The sequence below is a fragment of the uncultured Dysosmobacter sp. genome, assembly GCF_947631635.1.
Classification (GTDB): domain Bacteria; phylum Bacillota; class Clostridia; order Oscillospirales; family Oscillospiraceae; genus Oscillibacter.
The window spans coordinates 1-15,399 of the sequence record NZ_CANRMB010000041.1; the positions used below are offsets into that span (position 1 = coordinate 1).

15 protein-coding genes are annotated in these 15,399 nt (G+C 60.9%); 12 read left to right on the forward strand and 3 right to left on the reverse strand.

Going from position 1 to position 15,399, the window contains the following annotated elements; genetic code table 11:
• The first annotated feature begins 204 nt into the window (after positions 1–204).
• Together greA and lysS are read left to right on the forward strand one after the other, a co-directional pair.
• The gene (gene greA, locus Q0Z71_RS15830; RefSeq protein ID WP_298024837.1) at positions 205–681 is read left to right on the forward strand and encodes a transcription elongation factor GreA; all 477 of its coding nucleotides are present in this window, start codon (positions 205–207) and stop codon (positions 679–681) included.
• 12 nt (positions 682–693) lie between these two features.
• Positions 694–2,199 carry a lysine--tRNA ligase gene (gene lysS / locus Q0Z71_RS15835; RefSeq protein WP_298024839.1) on the forward strand — a complete coding sequence of 502 codons (1,506 nt, stop codon included), beginning with the start codon at positions 694–696 and terminating at the stop codon, positions 2,197–2,199.
• Here lysS and Q0Z71_RS15840 read toward each other — a convergent pair.
• Positions 2,196–2,450 (reverse strand): hypothetical protein, encoded by a 255-nt coding sequence (locus Q0Z71_RS15840; RefSeq protein WP_298024842.1) that lies wholly within the window; start codon positions 2,448–2,450, stop codon positions 2,196–2,198. The genes lysS and Q0Z71_RS15840 overlap by 4 nt on opposite strands.
• 71 nt (positions 2,451–2,521) lie before the next feature.
• On the opposite strand from Q0Z71_RS15840, the gene Q0Z71_RS15845 reads away from it, so the two are divergent.
• The 4 genes from Q0Z71_RS15845 (at position 2,522) to topA (ending at position 8,060) form a co-directional block, all read left to right on the forward strand.
• Positions 2,522–2,734: a helix-turn-helix domain-containing protein gene (locus Q0Z71_RS15845; RefSeq protein WP_298024845.1), complete on the forward strand. Its 213-nt coding sequence runs from the start codon at positions 2,522–2,524 to the stop codon at positions 2,732–2,734.
• 1,029 nt (positions 2,735–3,763) lie between these two features.
• Positions 3,764–4,525: an RNA methyltransferase gene (locus Q0Z71_RS15850; RefSeq protein WP_298024848.1), complete on the forward strand. Its 762-nt coding sequence runs from the start codon at positions 3,764–3,766 to the stop codon at positions 4,523–4,525.
• A 16-nt stretch (positions 4,526–4,541) separates the two neighbouring features.
• Positions 4,542–5,726 carry a DNA-processing protein DprA gene (dprA, locus tag Q0Z71_RS15855; protein WP_298024851.1) on the forward strand — a complete coding sequence of 395 codons (1,185 nt, stop codon included), beginning with the start codon at positions 4,542–4,544 and terminating at the stop codon, positions 5,724–5,726.
• Positions 5,727–5,759: 33 nt separating this feature from the next.
• Positions 5,760–8,060 carry a type I DNA topoisomerase gene (gene topA / locus Q0Z71_RS15860; RefSeq protein ID WP_298024854.1) on the forward strand — a complete coding sequence of 767 codons (2,301 nt, stop codon included), beginning with the start codon at positions 5,760–5,762 and terminating at the stop codon, positions 8,058–8,060.
• Here topA and Q0Z71_RS15865 read toward each other — a convergent pair.
• Entirely contained in the window at positions 8,057–8,305 is a 249-nt protein-coding gene (locus Q0Z71_RS15865; RefSeq protein ID WP_298024857.1) for a hypothetical protein, read from the reverse strand. The genes topA and Q0Z71_RS15865 overlap by 4 nt on opposite strands.
• A gap of 71 nt (positions 8,306–8,376) precedes the next feature.
• On the opposite strand from Q0Z71_RS15865, the gene Q0Z71_RS15870 reads away from it, so the two are divergent.
• From Q0Z71_RS15870 to rnc, 5 genes are all read left to right on the forward strand, one after another.
• Positions 8,377–8,586, forward strand: a complete 210-nt coding sequence (locus Q0Z71_RS15870; RefSeq protein WP_298024860.1) for a helix-turn-helix domain-containing protein — start codon at positions 8,377–8,379, stop codon at positions 8,584–8,586.
• Between the two features lie 1,096 nt (positions 8,587–9,682).
• Positions 9,683–10,990, forward strand: coding sequence for a methylenetetrahydrofolate--tRNA-(uracil(54)-C(5))-methyltransferase (FADH(2)-oxidizing) TrmFO (trmFO, locus tag Q0Z71_RS15875; RefSeq protein WP_298024864.1), 1,308 nt, complete (start codon positions 9,683–9,685; stop codon positions 10,988–10,990).
• The gene (gene plsX, locus Q0Z71_RS15880; RefSeq protein ID WP_298024866.1) at positions 10,987–12,039 is read left to right on the forward strand and encodes a phosphate acyltransferase PlsX; all 1,053 of its coding nucleotides are present in this window, start codon (positions 10,987–10,989) and stop codon (positions 12,037–12,039) included. The genes trmFO and plsX overlap by 4 nt, the downstream gene beginning before the upstream one ends.
• A gap of 82 nt (positions 12,040–12,121) precedes the next feature.
• A complete protein-coding gene (gene acpP, locus Q0Z71_RS15885; protein ID WP_298024868.1) occupies positions 12,122–12,370 on the forward strand; it encodes an acyl carrier protein in 249 nt (82 codons plus the stop codon).
• 50 nt (positions 12,371–12,420) lie between these two features.
• Positions 12,421–13,104 (forward strand): ribonuclease III, encoded by a 684-nt coding sequence (gene rnc / locus Q0Z71_RS15890; RefSeq protein ID WP_298024870.1) that lies wholly within the window; start codon positions 12,421–12,423, stop codon positions 13,102–13,104.
• A 211-nt stretch (positions 13,105–13,315) separates the two neighbouring features.
• Here the strand turns inward: rnc and Q0Z71_RS15895 are convergent, their stop codons facing one another.
• Positions 13,316–13,903, reverse strand: a complete 588-nt coding sequence (locus Q0Z71_RS15895; protein WP_298024872.1) for a hypothetical protein — start codon at positions 13,901–13,903, stop codon at positions 13,316–13,318.
• A 293-nt stretch (positions 13,904–14,196) separates the two neighbouring features.
• Here Q0Z71_RS15895 and Q0Z71_RS15900 point away from each other — a divergent pair, with 293 nt between their 5' ends.
• Positions 14,197–15,039: an undecaprenyl-diphosphate phosphatase gene (locus Q0Z71_RS15900; RefSeq protein ID WP_298024874.1), complete on the forward strand. Its 843-nt coding sequence runs from the start codon at positions 14,197–14,199 to the stop codon at positions 15,037–15,039.
• The last annotated feature ends 360 nt before the right edge of the window (positions 15,040–15,399 follow it).

The window sequence follows — 15,399 nt, forward strand, 5'->3', positions numbered from 1 at the left end:
CTCCAAACATCCAGGGATTGCTGTGCCATTTTCTCTCTTTGACTTCCTTTAACTGCGTGTTTGGACACTCCCCGGAAAGCTCCGCCCCTTGACATTCTGAAAACCAGCCTCTATAATATTACCCTATGATATTATAGAATAAGTATATGCAGAGAGATCCAACTGATTTTCTGATCAAAAGATACGAGAAAGGAAACTGCAAATATGGAAAAAGAATACAAAATGAGTGCGGCCCGCGCCCAGGAACTCCAGGAGGAATTGAACTATCTCAAGACCACCCGCTCCGATGAGGTGGCTGAGCAGATCAAGGTGGCCCGCGGCTTCGGCGACCTGTCCGAGAACAGCGAATACGACGAGGCCAAGAACGAGCAGGGCAAGCTGTACTCCCGCATTGCCGAGCTGGAGGAAGTGCTGCAGCATGTGGTGATCGTGGATGACACCAACGTGCCCACCAACGAGGTGACCATCGGCTGTACGGTGACCGTGGTCAGCGCGGAGGACAGCAAAGTCTCCTTTACCTTCAAGATCGTGGGCTCCCAGGAGGCGGACCCCATGCACCGCATCATCTCTGAGGAATCCCCCTTCGGCAAGGCGCTGCTGGGCAAAAAGGAGGGGGACACCGCCGAGGTGGAGGCCCCCAACGGCACCAAGGCGTACACCGTGCAGAAGATCGAGCGGTAAGGAGAAACGAACATGTCTGAACAGAAGAATCAGCAGCAGGTCCAGCCCGAGCAGGACCTGAGCCAGCAGACCAAGGTCCGCCGGGAGAAGCTGGCCGCCCTTCAGGCCGAGGGGCAGGACCCCTTCCAGCAGACCCGCTTTGACTGGGACGCCACCTCCCAGCAGATCAAGGACAACTTCGACGCCATGGAGGGCAAGGCCGTCAAGGTGGTGGGCCGCCTCATGAGCAAGCGCGGCATGGGCAAGGTCAGCTTCTGCGACCTCCAGGACCGGGACGGCCGCATCCAGCTCTATGCCCGCCAGGACGAGATGGACGAGGCGGTCTACAAGAAGTTCAAGAAGTATGATATCGGCGATATCGTGGGCGTGGACGGCGAGGTATTCCGCACCCAGCGGGGCGAGATGAGCGTCCGGGCCAAGAACATCACCCTGCTCTCCAAGGCCCTGCTGCCCCTGCCGGAGAAATTCCACGGCCTCCAGGACAAGGAGCTGCGCTTCCGCCAGCGGTACGTGGACCTGATGGTGAACCCCGAGGTAAAGCGGAACTTCATCATCCGCTCCCAGTTCATCAAGTTCATGCGGGAGTATCTGGACGGCCAGGGCTACATCGAGGTGGAGACCCCGGTGCTGAACACCATCGCCGGCGGCGCCGCCGCACGGCCCTTCATCACCCACCACAACACCCTGGACATCGACATGTACATGCGCATCGCCACAGAGCTGCCCTTGAAGCGGCTGATCGTGGGCGGCATGGACCGGGTGTATGAGATCGGCCGCATTTTCCGCAATGAGGGCATGGACCCCAAGCACAACCCCGAATTCACCACGGTGGAGCTGTACCAGGCCTACACCGATTTCCACGGCATGATGGACGTGGCGGAGGGCATCATCTCCGGCGCGGCCCAGAAGATCCTGGGCACCTATGAGGTGGAGTGGCAGGGCGAGAAGATTGACCTGACCCCCGGCTGGCGCCGCCTGACCATGGTGGACGCGGTGAAGGAGTACGTGGGGATCGACTTCGGCGCCATCTCCGACGATGCCGAGGCCGTGGCTGCCGCCAAGGCCGTGGGCGTGGAGCTGGCGGAAGCCGCCGAAAAGACCTGGGGCAACGCCCTGTACGCCTGCTTTGACCAGAGGGTGGAGGAGAAGCTCATCCAGCCCACCTTCATCACCATGTATCCCGTGGAGGTCTCTCCCCTGACCAAGCGCTCTCCGGCGGACCCCCGGCTCACCGAGCGGTTCGAGCTGTTCGTCTGCCACAGCGAGCTGGCCAACGCCTATTCCGAGCTGAACGACCCCATCGACCAGCGCCGCCGCTTTGAGAAGCAGGTGGAACAGCGGGAGCGGGGCGACGACGAGACGGAGATGCTGGACGAGGATTTCCTCAACGCCCTGGAATACGGTATGCCTCCCACGGGCGGCATGGGCATGGGCATCGACCGCACGGTCATGATGCTGACCAATTCCGATACCATTCGGGAGGTCATCCTGTTCCCCACCATGAAGCCCCTGGACTAAGGGCAGAGCAGTTCATGGGCCATGGCCCATGTGGCCCGGAAGAGGGCCTGCTGTTCCTGTTCGTGCATATTGTCCGCGGCCGCCTGATACGCTTCAAAGAGAGCCTTTTGTTGGTCCGTCATGGTTTCCAGAAGACGTTCCTCCTGCTGGTCCAGCACGCGGGAATAGTGCCAAAAGTATTTGGCGGGCAGGAGCTGGCGGGTTTGGTCCTCTATGATGTAGTCAAATAGGATCTGCTGGGCTTCTGTCATAAAAATCAACTCCTTATAAACAGTTATATTTCGTATATACATGAAATATAACTGTGTGTCAAGAGGGAAGTATGAAAATTTTTGCGCAAAGGCTACGTGAACTGCGAAACAGCCGCAGAGTTTATCAAAAAGAGATGGCGGAATATCTGGGCATCAGTGTGCGCGGATACCAATGTTATGAGGCCGGACAAAACTATCCGGATGTCAAGGGTCTTATCGCCCTTGCGGATTATTTCGGCGTGACGCTGGATTATCTTGTGGGCCGGTCCGACAGCCGTACCTGACAGGTACGCGGGAGATGCACCCCCCATTTTCTTTGGTTGCGCCAAAGAAAACGGGCCGTGCACGGTCCAAAAGAAAAACGCTTTTGTGTCCACAGTTGGCCCATCGGGCCAACTGTGGACGAGACGTGGGGGCCCAGAAAGAGACCGTTGGTGGTCGAGGCTGGATTCTGCGTTGGGCGCGGGCACAGTCTTGCTGAATCTTTTGGCCTTGCGCCACGCGAATGGGAATTGCGGGATCGGGCAAAGACTGAAAGGACCAGCGACTTCTTTCGCTGCCGCTCTTTGATTCCTCGCGAAAATGCCTGCGGCGGTGCAGTTTTAAATCTGTACCAAGTGCGGTTCACCTCACCAATGCCGATTTGACTGCCCAGGTAGAGTGCAGCAAAGCGGAACACACGGGACTTGTTGCTGAAAGCCTTTCATCGACCACCCCAACCCAGCACCCACGCCTCCAAATGCGGGTACGCACTTCTACCATAGTACACAGCCCAGCGCACCCGCCAGAGGCCGATTTGAGTGCCCAGGTAGTGTGCAGCAAAGTGGAACACACGGGCTTGTTGCTGAGAGTCTTTTAGCGACCACTCCCGAATTCGCACCCAAGCCCCCAAGTGCGGGCACGCACTTCTGCCTTCGTACACAGTCCAGCGCACCCGCCGGAGGCCGATTTGACCGCCCAGGTGGTGTGTAGCGAAGCGGAACACACGGGGCTAGTGGTAAAGCCTTTAATCGACCACCCCAACCCCGTACCCACGCCCCCAAATGCGGGCACGCACTCCTACCCCCGTACCCGGTATAGCGCACCCGGCAGAAGATTCCCGGGACTTGGTGGCACCTCTAACCACCAACTCCCGTCCGTCCAACTTTACCCCAAAGGGGCAAAGTTGGACACCAAAAGCGCCTTTTCTTTTGACCGTGAACGGCCGTTTTCTTTTCGGCGCAACCGAAAAGAAAATGGGGGTTCATCCCCCCCCACGGCAAAGCCGTGAACCCCCGCCTGCCCCGGCAGGCAGAAGAAAGGAGGCACCAGCCATGGAGACCATCACCAGCCGGACAAACCCGCTGTGTACCCATCTCCGCAAGCTGGCGGCCTCCGTTTCCTACCGCCGGAAGTCCGGCGAATTCCTCTGCGACAGTCCGAAGCTGCTGGAGGAGGCCCTGCTGTGGCGCGGCGACCTCCACACCGTGGTCTGTACGGAGAAGGCACCGCTCCCGCCCATCCCGGCGGGGGTGCGCCTGGTCCAGGTCCCCGGCGATGTGATGAAGTCCATCTCCCCGGCGGAGACGCCCCAGGGCGTTTTGTCTGTCTGCGGGATGCCGGACCGGACGCTGCCGGACCGCCTGGATGGAACCCGCTATGTGGTTCTGGACGGCGTGCAGGACCCCGGCAATGTGGGCACCATCCTCCGCACCGCCGACGCGTTCCACGCCGACGGCGTGCTGCTGGTGAACGCCTGCGCCGACCTCTATAACCCCAAGACCGTCCGGGCCACCATGGGCGCGGTGTTCCGCTGTCCGGTGTGGTCCTGCGGCGTGGAGGAACTGCGGGAGCTGCTGGCGGCCTCGGGGCTGCCGCTGTACGGCGCCGCCCTCCGGGCCGACACCGTGGACGCCCGGACTGTGGATTACAGCCGCTGCGCCATCGCCATCGGCAGCGAGGGAAAGGGCCTTTCCCGGGAACTGCTGGCGGCCTGCGGGCAGACGGTCCTGATCCCCATGAGCGGGCACTGTGAATCCCTGAACGCGGCCATCGCCGCCAGTGTCCTGCTGTGGGAAGCGGCCAGAAACGATTAAAGAGGGAGGCGGCGCCATGTCGGCATTGAAATTTTGGATCTGGCTGACAGGACTGAAGGGCCTGAGCAACCAGACGCGGCTGGCGCTGCTGCGCCATTTTGGGACCCCGGAGGACGTGTTTTACGCCGATGCCGGGGAAATTTTGCTGACAGAGGGCATCACCCGGGAACAGGCCGCATTGCTGGAGAACCACAAACTGGATGCGGCCGACAGGGTCCTGGCGGACTGCCAGCGGCTGGGTCTGCGCATCCTGACCATCCAGGACGCGGAATACCCCGGCCGTCTGAAGAATATTTACGACCCGCCCTGCCTGCTGTATGTGAAGGGTCGCCTGCCCGCCTTTGACGAGGAGGCGGCGGTGGCCGTGGTGGGCACCCGGGACTGCACGCCCTACGGCGTGGCCTGCGCGGAAAAGCTGGGCTACGGTTTGACAAAGGGCGGCGGCATCGTGGTCAGCGGATTGGCCAGGGGCATCGACGCCGCGGCCACACGGGGCGCGCTCCGGGCCGGAGGCGTCACCGTGGGCGTGGTGGGCAACGGCCTGGACGTCCACTATCCCTACGAGAGCCGGTATCTCTATGAGGACGTGGCCGCTGCAGGGGTGCTGCTGTCGGAATATCCGCCCGGCGCGGAAGCGGCAAAGAGCCATTTTCCGGCGCGGAACCGCATCCTGTCCGGCCTGTCTCTCGCCACGCTGGTGGTGGAGGCGCCTGCGCGCAGCGGCGCGCTGATCACCGCCGAGACGGCGCTGGAACAGGGCAGGGAGGTGTTCGCCGTCCCCGGCCCCATCGACGCACCCACCAGCCTGGGCTGCAACCGCCTCATCCGGGACGGCGCCGGCCTGGTGTCGGATGCCTGGGACATCCTGAGGGAATATGAGGCCCGCTTCCCGGACAAGCTGCGCTGTGAGGAGGCCCGGAAGCTTCCGCTGACGCTGGGCTACCAGGCCCGGCAGAAGACGGAGCCGAAGCCGGTGCCGCCGTCTCTGAGCCTGTCCAAAAATGACCTGAGCCTGACCGACGACCAGATCGCATTGCTGCGGACGCTGACGGACGAGCCCCAGCAGGTGGACGATCTGATCGAGCTGACCGGCATCCCCACCCGGCGGGTGCTGTCGGCGCTGACGGTCCTGGAGATCGAGAATCTGGTCCAGCAGCACAGCGGAAAACACTATACCCGCGCTGTGACCTTGACAGAATAAATTTGCGCCCGGACCGGGCGCATGGAGGTATGTATGGCAAAACACAGCCTGGTCATCGTGGAATCTCCCGCGAAGGCCAAAACCATCGGCAAATATCTGGGTAAGGACTTTGAGGTCAAGGCCTGCATGGGCCACTTGCGGGACCTGCCCAAGAGCACCCTGGGTGTGGATGTGGAGAACGACTTCGAGCCGGTCTACAAGCCCATCAAGGGCAAGGAGGACATCATCAGCGACCTGAAAAAGTCCGCCAAGGCGGCGGACACCGTCTACCTTGCCACCGACCCGGACCGTGAGGGCGAGGCCATCTCCTGGCATTTGAAGCATCTGCTGGACCTGCCGGACGAGAAAGCCAGACGGGTCACATTCAATGAGATCACCAAGAAGGTGGTGCAGGAGAGCATCCAGAGGCCCCGGGAGATCGACCAGGACCTGGTGGACGCCCAGCAGGCCCGCCGCATCCTGGACCGTCTGGTGGGCTATGAGCTGAGCCCCCTGCTGTGGAAGAAGATCCGCCGGGGCCTGTCCGCGGGTCGGGTCCAGTCCGTGGCCACCCGCATGGTGGACGACCGGGAGCGGGAGATCGAGGCCTTCCAGCCGGAGGAGTACTGGACCCTGGACGCCAACCTCCTGGGAAGCGACATGAAGAAGATCCCCTTCGCCGCCCGGTATCACGGGAAGGGCGGCAAAAAGGCGGAGTTGAAGTCTGCGGAGGCCGTGGACGCCGTGGTCCGGGAGACGGAGAACCAGGCGTTCACCGTCAAGTCCGTGAAGCGGGCGGACAAACAGCGCAGTCCCTCGCCGCCCTTCACCACCTCCACCATGCAGCAGGAGGCGTCCCGCAAGCTGTCCATGACGCCCCGGCGGACCATGGCCATCGCCCAGCAGCTCTATGAGGGCGTGGATATCGAGGGCGAGGGCTCCGTGGGCCTGATCACCTACATGCGTACCGACTCCCTGCGCATCAGCGAGGAGGCCATTGCCGCCGCCAAGGCGTTTATCCTGGGGCGCTACGGCGAGGCGTATTACCCCGCCCAGCCCCACCGCTATAAGACCAAGGCCAACGCCCAAGACGGCCATGAGGCCATCCGCCCCAGCAATGTGAACCTGACGCCGGAGATGGTGAAAAAGGACCTGACCGGCGAGCAGTACCGTCTGTACCGGCTGGTCTGGAGCCGCTTTGTGGCCTGCCAGATGGCCAACGCCGTGTACGACAGCGTGGCGGTGGAGATCGCCGCCGGGAAACATGACTTCCGCGCCAGCTCCTCCAGCCTGAAATTCTCCGGCTACACCGCCGTGTATGAGGAGGGCAGGGACGAGGAGAAGGAGGAAAAGGAATCCCCCCTGCCCGCCCTGCAGGAGGGGGAGACGCTGACTTTGAAGGATTTCTCCAAGGACCAGCACTTCACCCAGCCCCCGGCCCACTACACCGACGCCACCCTGATCCGCGCCATGGAGGAGCAGGGCATCGGCCGCCCCTCCACCTACGCGCCCACCGTGTCCACCATCCTGGACCGGGAGTATGTCATCAAGGAGGGCAAATATCTGCGCATCACCAACCTGGGCCGGGTGGTGACGGACCTGATGAAGGACAAATTCACCGACATCGCGGACCTGAAATTCACCGCCAACATGGAGCAGAAGCTGGACGCCGTGGAGGAGGGAAACACCCCCTGGAAGGGCGTTCTGCGGGACTTCTACGGCGATTTTGACAAGAACCTCAAGCAGGCGGAGAAGGACCTGGACGGCACCCGCATCAAGGTGCCCGATGAGGTCAGCGAGGAGATCTGCCCCGAGTGCGGGCGGAACCTGGTGGTAAAATCCGGCCGCTTCGGCCGGTTCCTGGCCTGCCCGGGCTATCCGGACTGCACGTTCACCATGCCCCTGGTGGTGGAGATGCCGGGCCGCTGCCCCAAGTGCGGCGGACGGCTGATGAAGCGCACCGGCACCAGCAAAAAGACCAACAAGCAGTACACGTACTACTGCTGTGAGTACACGAACAGCAAGGACGAGTCCAAGAAGTGCGACTTCATGAGCTGGGACGTGCCGGTGAAGGACGATTGTCCGGTGTGCGGCCAGACCATGTTCAAGAAGGCGGGCAAGGGCTTTAAGAAGCCCTTCTGCATCAACCCGGCCTGCTCCAACTTCCTGCCGGAGGAGAAGCGGGGCTATCCGAAAAAAACCGCCGCGGCGGAGGAGAAGAATGCTCCCGCTACGGAGGAGAAGCCCGCCAAAAAGACTGCTGCGGCCAAAAAGACGGCAGCTGCCAAGCCTGCCGCTAAAAAGACGGCGGCGAAGAAGCCCGCCGCAAAGAAGGCAGCAAAGGCAGAGGATTAAGACAGCTCGCGGGCGGCCGCGAATACGGCCTGAAACAGGGCTTCCTGTTCCATGGCGTAACAGGTGACTTTGGTATCCATGTAGGTTTCAAAAAGGTCCCATTGCTCCTCGGAGAGACTGTTATGGAGCGCTTCATCTGTTGCTTCCAGCACACGCTGGTAGTGCCAGTAGTACTCCCGGGGAAGGTATTCCCGGAAGCAGTTTTCTTCAATGTGTTTGTAGATTGCCTGCATGAGGTCGGTCATAAAATCAGCTCCTTACGCATTTTAGTTGCATAAATTATATATGCATTTAAAATGCATGTCAAGAGGTGGATATGGAAAAGTTTGCACAACGTGTAAAAGAACTGCGAAAGGAAAAAAAGCAGAAGCAGATAGATATGGCTGAATTGCTGGGAATCAAATTACGGGCATATCAGTACTATGAATCCGGAACTCATTACCCAGAGGTTCCTAATTTGATAAAGTTGGCGGATTTTTTCGATGTGACCACGGATTATCTGTTGGGGCGCTCGGACCAGCGGTGAGAGTGGTTCGTTCCGCCTGCGGGCGGGACGGGGGCTTCGCGCCGCGGGCGCGGGACGGAGAGCTTCCGGCCACGGGCCGGGGACGGACGCACGGGCTTTGCCCGCGCTGGGAATGCACCCCCCATTCTCTTTTGTCTTGCCAAAAGAGAATGCGCCGTGCACGGTGGAAGAGAAAAGCGCTTTTTGTGTCCACAGTTGGCCCATTGGGCCAAGTGTGGACGGACGGGAGTTGGTGGTTAGATGTGCCACCAGGTCCGGAAATCTTCTGCCGGGTGCGCTATACCGGGTACGAATTTAGAACTGCGCCGCCGCATTTGGGGGCTTGGGTGCAAATTCGGGGTGGTCGACGGAAGGCTTTTACCACTGGCCCCGTGTGTTCCGCTTCGCTACACACTACCCGGGCGGTTACATTAGCATTAACGATGTGCGCCGGACTTGGTTCGGGTTTAGAACTGCGCCGCCGCAGGTTGGGGGCGTGGGTGCGGATTCGGGGTGGTCATCGAAAGGCTTTTACCACTGGCCCCGTGTGTTCCGTTTCGCTGCACACTACCCGGGCGGTTACATTGGCCGCCGACGAGGGTACCGGACTGGGCATGAGTTTAAAACGGTGCCACCGTATTTGAAAACCTGGGTGTGTCGGTGACAGGCTTTCATCCTAGCCCTGCCGCCGTTGCCTGGCTTTATACCGTGAAGCAGATCATCCCAAGCACACTACCGCAACTGCCCAAGCAGCGCTAAGCGAAGCGGGGAGCGCGGAAAGAGAAGCTGATCCTTTCAATCTTTGCCCGTTCCCGCAATTCCGGTTCGCGTGGCTAAAAGCCAAAAGATTCAGCAAAACCATGCCCGCGCCCAACGCTGAATCTTACATCGACCTCCATCGGTCTCTTTCTGGGACCCCACGTCTCGTCCACAGTTGGCCCTAGGGGCCAACTGTGGACACCAAAGCGCCTTTTCTTTTGACCGTGAACGGCCGTTTTCTTTTCGGCGCAACCGAAAAGAAAATGGGGGTTCATTCCCGTGCCGCAAAGCGGCACATCCCCCGTCCCCGCCCCGTGGGCGGCCCCATTTCGCAAAATCAAAACAGAAGGACAAGCCTATGAATGTAACAGTGATCGGCGCGGGCCTCGCCGGCAGCGAATGCGCCTGGCAGCTGGCCCAGCGGGGCATCGATGTGACGCTCCGGGAGATGAAGCCGGAAAAAAAGACCCCCGCCCATGTAACAGAACACTTTGCGGAGCTGTGCTGCTCCAACTCCCTGCGCAGCGACCAGCTGGAAAACGCCGTGGGCCTTTTGAAGGAGGAGCTGCGCCGCCTGGATTCCCTGATCCTCTCCTGCGCCGACGCCACCCGCGTGGAGGCGGGCGGAGCTCTGGCGGTGGACCGCCATGGCTTTGCCGCCCTGGTGACGGAGCGGATCAAGTCCCATCCCCGTATCACTGTGGTCCCCGGCGAGGTAACGGAGATCCCGGAGGGGGAGGTGGTCATCGCCTCCGGCCCCCTGACCTCCGACGCTTTGGCCGACAGGCTCCAGGAGCTGCTGGGGGAGGACACCGCCCTCCATTTCTACGACGCGGCAGCCCCCCTGGTCTCCGCCGACAGCGTGGATATGGAAAAGGCCTGGTTCGGCTCCCGCTACGACAAGGGGACAGCGGATTATGTCAACTGCCCTATGAACGAGGAGGAGTACGACGCCTTTTGGCAGGCCTTGACTACCGCCCAGGAGGCGGAGGTCCACGGCTTTGAGGATAAGAAGGTCTTCGAGGGCTGCATGCCCGTGGAGGTCATGGCCCGCCGCGGCCACGATACCTTGTGCTACGGTCCGCTGAAGCCCAGGGGGTTGAAGGACCCCCGGACCGGGAGAGAGCCCTATGCCGTGGTGCAGCTGCGGCGGGACAACGCCGACGGCACTGTATACAACCTGGTGGGCTTTCAGACCCATTTGAAATTCCCGGAGCAGCGGCGGGTGTTCTCCATGATCCCCGCCCTCCGCAACGCGGAGTTCCTGCGCTACGGCGTGATGCACCGCAACACGTTTTTGAACTCCCCCAGGCTGCTGGACCGCTATTACCGGCTGAAGGCCCAGCCCCGCATCTCCTTTGCCGGACAGATGACCGGCGTGGAGGGGTATGTGGAGTCCGCCGCCAGCGGCTTCCTGGTGGGTGTGGAGACCGCCCGGCGGCTGCTGGGCAAGCCCCCCGTCGATTTCCCCCAGGAGACGGCCATCGGCGCCTTGGGCCTGTACATCTCCAACCAGTCTGTGGTGACGTTCCAGCCCATGAATGTGAACTTCGGCATCATGCCGCCCCTGGACCACCGGGTCAAGGGCAAGCGGAACAAGAATGCTGAACTGTCCCAGCGGTCCCTTGCCATCATCGAGCAACTGAAAGCGGAGGTGTGTGAATGAAGATCATCGTAGACGCCATGGGCGGCGACAACGCCCCTCAGGCCATCGTCCAGGGCGCCCTGGAGGCCCACAAACTCCACGGGGTGGACATCATCCTGGTGGGCCGGATGGCGGAGGTCCTGCGGGCCGTGGAGGCCTGCGGCGAGAAGAATCTGCCCGCCGGTGTGGAGATCAAGGACGCCAGCGAGGTGGTGGAGATCGCCGACGATCCCGCCACGGCTTTCAAGGTGAAGAAGAACTCCTCCCTGACCGTGGGCATGAACATGCTGAAGGCGGGGGAGGGGGACGCGTTCGTCTCCGCCGGGTCCACCGGCGCCCTGCTGGCGGGAGCTACCCTGTTGGTCAAGCGCATCCGGGGCGTCCGCCGGGCCGCTATGGGGCCTGTCATCCCCACGGCGGGCGGCAGGGCGATTCTGTGCGACTGCGGCGCCAACGCCGAGTGCACGCCGGAGTATCTGCTCCAATTCGCGTATCTGGGCAATTATTACGCCAAGCGGGTCATGGGCGTGGAAACGCCCCGGGTGGCCCTGCTGAACATCGGCGCGGAGGAGGAGAAGGGCGACGAGCTGCGGCACGGCGCTTACGAGCTTCTGAAAGAGGCGGACGCCGCGGGCCGCATCCACTTCACCGGCAACATTGAGGCCAACGACGCCATGCTGGGCGGCGCCGACGTCATCGTGGCGGACGGCTTCAGCGGCAATATCATGCTCAAGAGCATGGAGGGCGTGGGCAAGTTCCTGCTGAAGGAATTGAAAAAGATGTTCCTCTCCAGCGCCAAGACCAAGTTGGCGGCGGGACTGGTGAAGAACGACCTGTCGGATATGAAAAAGCTGCTGGACCCCAGCGAGATCGGCGGCACGGCCTTCCTGGGCATCTCCAAGCCCGTTATCAAGGCCCACGGCTCCTCCGATGCCAGGGCCATCTGCAACGCCGTCCTGCGGGCCAAGGAGTATGCGGAGAGCGGCTTTATCCAGGACGTCGAGGCAAATATCGAGTACATGCGGGTCAAGTCCCCCATGGAAAAAAAGCCTTCGGAGGAAAATATTTGATTTCCTATTGACACCAGCGCACCCCATGCCGTATGATTGCCTCAGCGGATAGCAATCCATAATTCCTTGAGGAGTGAACAGCATGTCAAACGAAGAAATTTTTCAAACAATGAGAGAACTGGTCGCCGAGCAGTTTGCTATGGAGCCTGTCGAGGTGACGATGGATACCAACTTTGAAGAGGACTTGGGCGCCGATTCCGTGGACCTGGTGGAGTTGGTCATGGCCATGGAAGAGGGCTTCGGCGTGGGCGAGATCCAGGAGGATGAGCTCAACAGCCTGAAGACTGTGGGCGACGCGGTCAACTACATCGCGGGCAAGCTGAATAAGTAATAAAGGACCGCCCCGCGCAAGCGCGGGGTTTCCTTTTGGAGGGGACCGTTATGCAGGAACTGGAGAAAAAACTGAATTACACCTTCCGGGACCCCGCTCTGCTCAGCGAGGCGCTGAGCCACAGCTCCTATGCCAACGAGCACCGCTCCGCCCACCTCAACAGCAACGAGCGCCTGGAGTTTCTGGGGGACTCCGTGCTGGGCTTTGTGACGGCGGAATTCCTGTTCGTGCAGCACCCGGACCTGCCGGAGGGGGATCTGACCCGCATCCGGGCGGCGCTGGTGTGTGAGCAGAGCCTGTACGAGGTGGCGCAGAAGCTGGACCTGGGCCGGTATTTGAAGCTGGGCCGGGGCGAGGAGGCCGGCGGCGGCCGGGAGCGGATCTCCATCCTGGCGGACGCCACCGAGGCGGTGTTCGCGGCCGTCTATCTGGACGGCGGCATTGCCGCCGCGTCGGCGCTGATCCACCGCGTCCTGCTGGACGCCGAGAAGGAGGAAGTGGTGGAGGAGCGCCGCCGGGACTACAAGACCGCCCTTCAGGAGCTGGTCCAGCGTCAGGCGGACCAGGTGCTGACCTACCAGATGGTGGGCGAGGAGGGACCGGACCACGCCAAGACCTTTGTGGCGGAGGTGCTGCTGAACGGCGAAGCGCTGGGCACCGGCTCCGGCCACAGCAAAAAGGAGGCCGAGCAGGCCGCCGCGAGAGCCGCCCTTGGGGCGCTGGGCGGGGAATAAGGCCGTGATCTCAGGCAGGGACCGCCGCAGGCGGTCCCTGCTGTTTTCCGGGAGACCCGAAAAATTCCGGCAGGACCTTCTATTATGGAAGATGAAAGCAGTATTCCATGGTTTTATCTGTGTGCATAGCAGACGCCCTATGGCAAAAGAAACAGGGGCAGTCTCAAAACGAGACTGCCCGCTCAGTTCCGGTATGCCGGCTGGGGGAGGGTCACTGAATGCCTCCGCCGCTCAAGTTGTAGCACTCTGTAATATCCGCTCCGCTTTCGTTATAGAAATGGATGTAGTCTCTGTTCACGTGGCTGTCCTCCACACGGCTGTCGATCTCCGTGTAAAGCAGAAAGTGGTCCTTTGCGCCCCCGGTATATAGCTCGTAGGTCAGGCCATCGATCCGGACCGTGATTTTGGAGATCTGGGAGGTGATATCCCGGCCGCCGAACAGAAGGTATTTTTTTCCGCCGCTTTCCACGATGCCGTCTAAAAAACTGCCGCCGCCATAGCCCAGACGGGTGATCTTATATCGCCCGGTCAGTCCTCTTTCCAGCGTCACACTCCCCAAATCCAGATCTTCTCCGATCTCGATAAGCGCATATTCCTTTCTTCCGATGCTGACGCCGTCATACAGTATGACCGCGGGAGGGGACGCTGCGCTGTGTCCCCGGTTATAGAAGTCTTGAATGTGTGCCGGAAGCGTGGCCCGGTCCAACTCAATGGGATAGGAGAAGTGATAGCCCGCGCATGCACAAATCACTGCCAAGATGAGAAGAATTGCAATTCTTTTGACGTTTTTGGTGTGCATGCTGTGACTACCTCCCATTTTGATTTGAGGAACTGACCACATCTTATCGTCCATTCACTTGAAAGACCGCATGGGATCATTCAAGCGGGCGATGCCTGCCACAGCGCACATGCGCTGTGACGCTTGAAAAGTGAATTGATTATAACATGCAGGCGGGGATCTTTCAAGACACGGCAGACCACGGATCTCGGAGGCGCGTGTGATCTTAGAGAGAAGACCGCACAAATATGACTGGAATTTGCGGCTTGTCCGTGTTATACTATTTCCATATGAGTCTCAACTGATTTAGGAGCGTGAGCATTTTGTCGCTGCTGTCATCTATTCTGCTGGGCGTGATCCAGGGCGTCACAGAGTTCCTGCCGGTCTCCAGCTCCGGCCACCTGGCCATCGCGGAGCATCTTCTGGGCATGTCCGGCGCGTCGGAGGTGCCGGAGTTTTTCGACGTACTGCTGCACCTGGGCACGCTGGTGGCGGTGTTCGTGGCCTATTGGGAGGACATCCGGAGCATGGTGGTGGAGTTCTTCCTGAGCATCCGGGATGTGAAGCGCCATACATTCCACACGCCGCTGCCGCCGCCCCGCCGTCTGATCCTGCTGATCATCGTGGGTACGCTGCCGCTGTTTGTGGTGCTGCCGGTGAAAGACCTGGTGGCAGGACTGGGGGACAACATGTACTTTGTGGCGGGCGCCCTGCTGGTCACGGGCTGCCTGCTGTTTGCCAGCGACCGGGTGAAAAAGGGCCGCAAGACAGAGAAAAGCGCCACCATGCGGGATGTGCTGCTGGTGGGCATCGGCCAGGCCGTCGCCACCTGTCCGGGCATCTCCCGCTCCGGCACCACCATCACCGCCGGGTGCTTTGTGGGGTTTGACCGGCGGTTTGCCGTGCGTTACTCCTTCCTGATGTCCATCCCCGCCATCCTGGGCGCCAATATTTTGAGCCTGAAGGACGCCATGGAGACCGTCATCTGGGCAGACGTGCCCGTCTATCTGGTGGGCGTGGCGGTGTCCGCCGTGGTGGGCTACGCCTGCATCCGGATGCTGAAGATGATCGCGGACAAAGGCAAGTTCGGCTTCTTCGCCTACTACTGCTGGATCGTGGGTGTGCTGACCCTGGTCCTGACGGTCATTCAGAAGTAAAGAACTTGCCTGGACGCGCGGCGCGCGTCCGCTGCGGAAGCGGCGTCAAGCATCCCGCCGGAGGCGGGATCTTGAAATGGGCGGGCTTTGCTTGCCATTTGAGTGCAAGAAAAAGGGGCCCCCGCAAAATCAGGGATTTTGTGGGGAACCAAGTTCGGCTTCTTCGCCTACTACTGCTGGATCGTGGGTGTGCTGACCCTGGTCCTAATGGTCATTCAGAAGTAAAGAACTTGCTTGGACGCGCGGCGCGCGTCCGCCGCGGAAGCGGCGTCAAGCATCCCGCCGGAGGCGGGATCTTGAAATGGGCGGGCTTTGCTTGGCCATTTGAGTGCAAGAAAAAGGGGCCCCCGCAAAATCAGG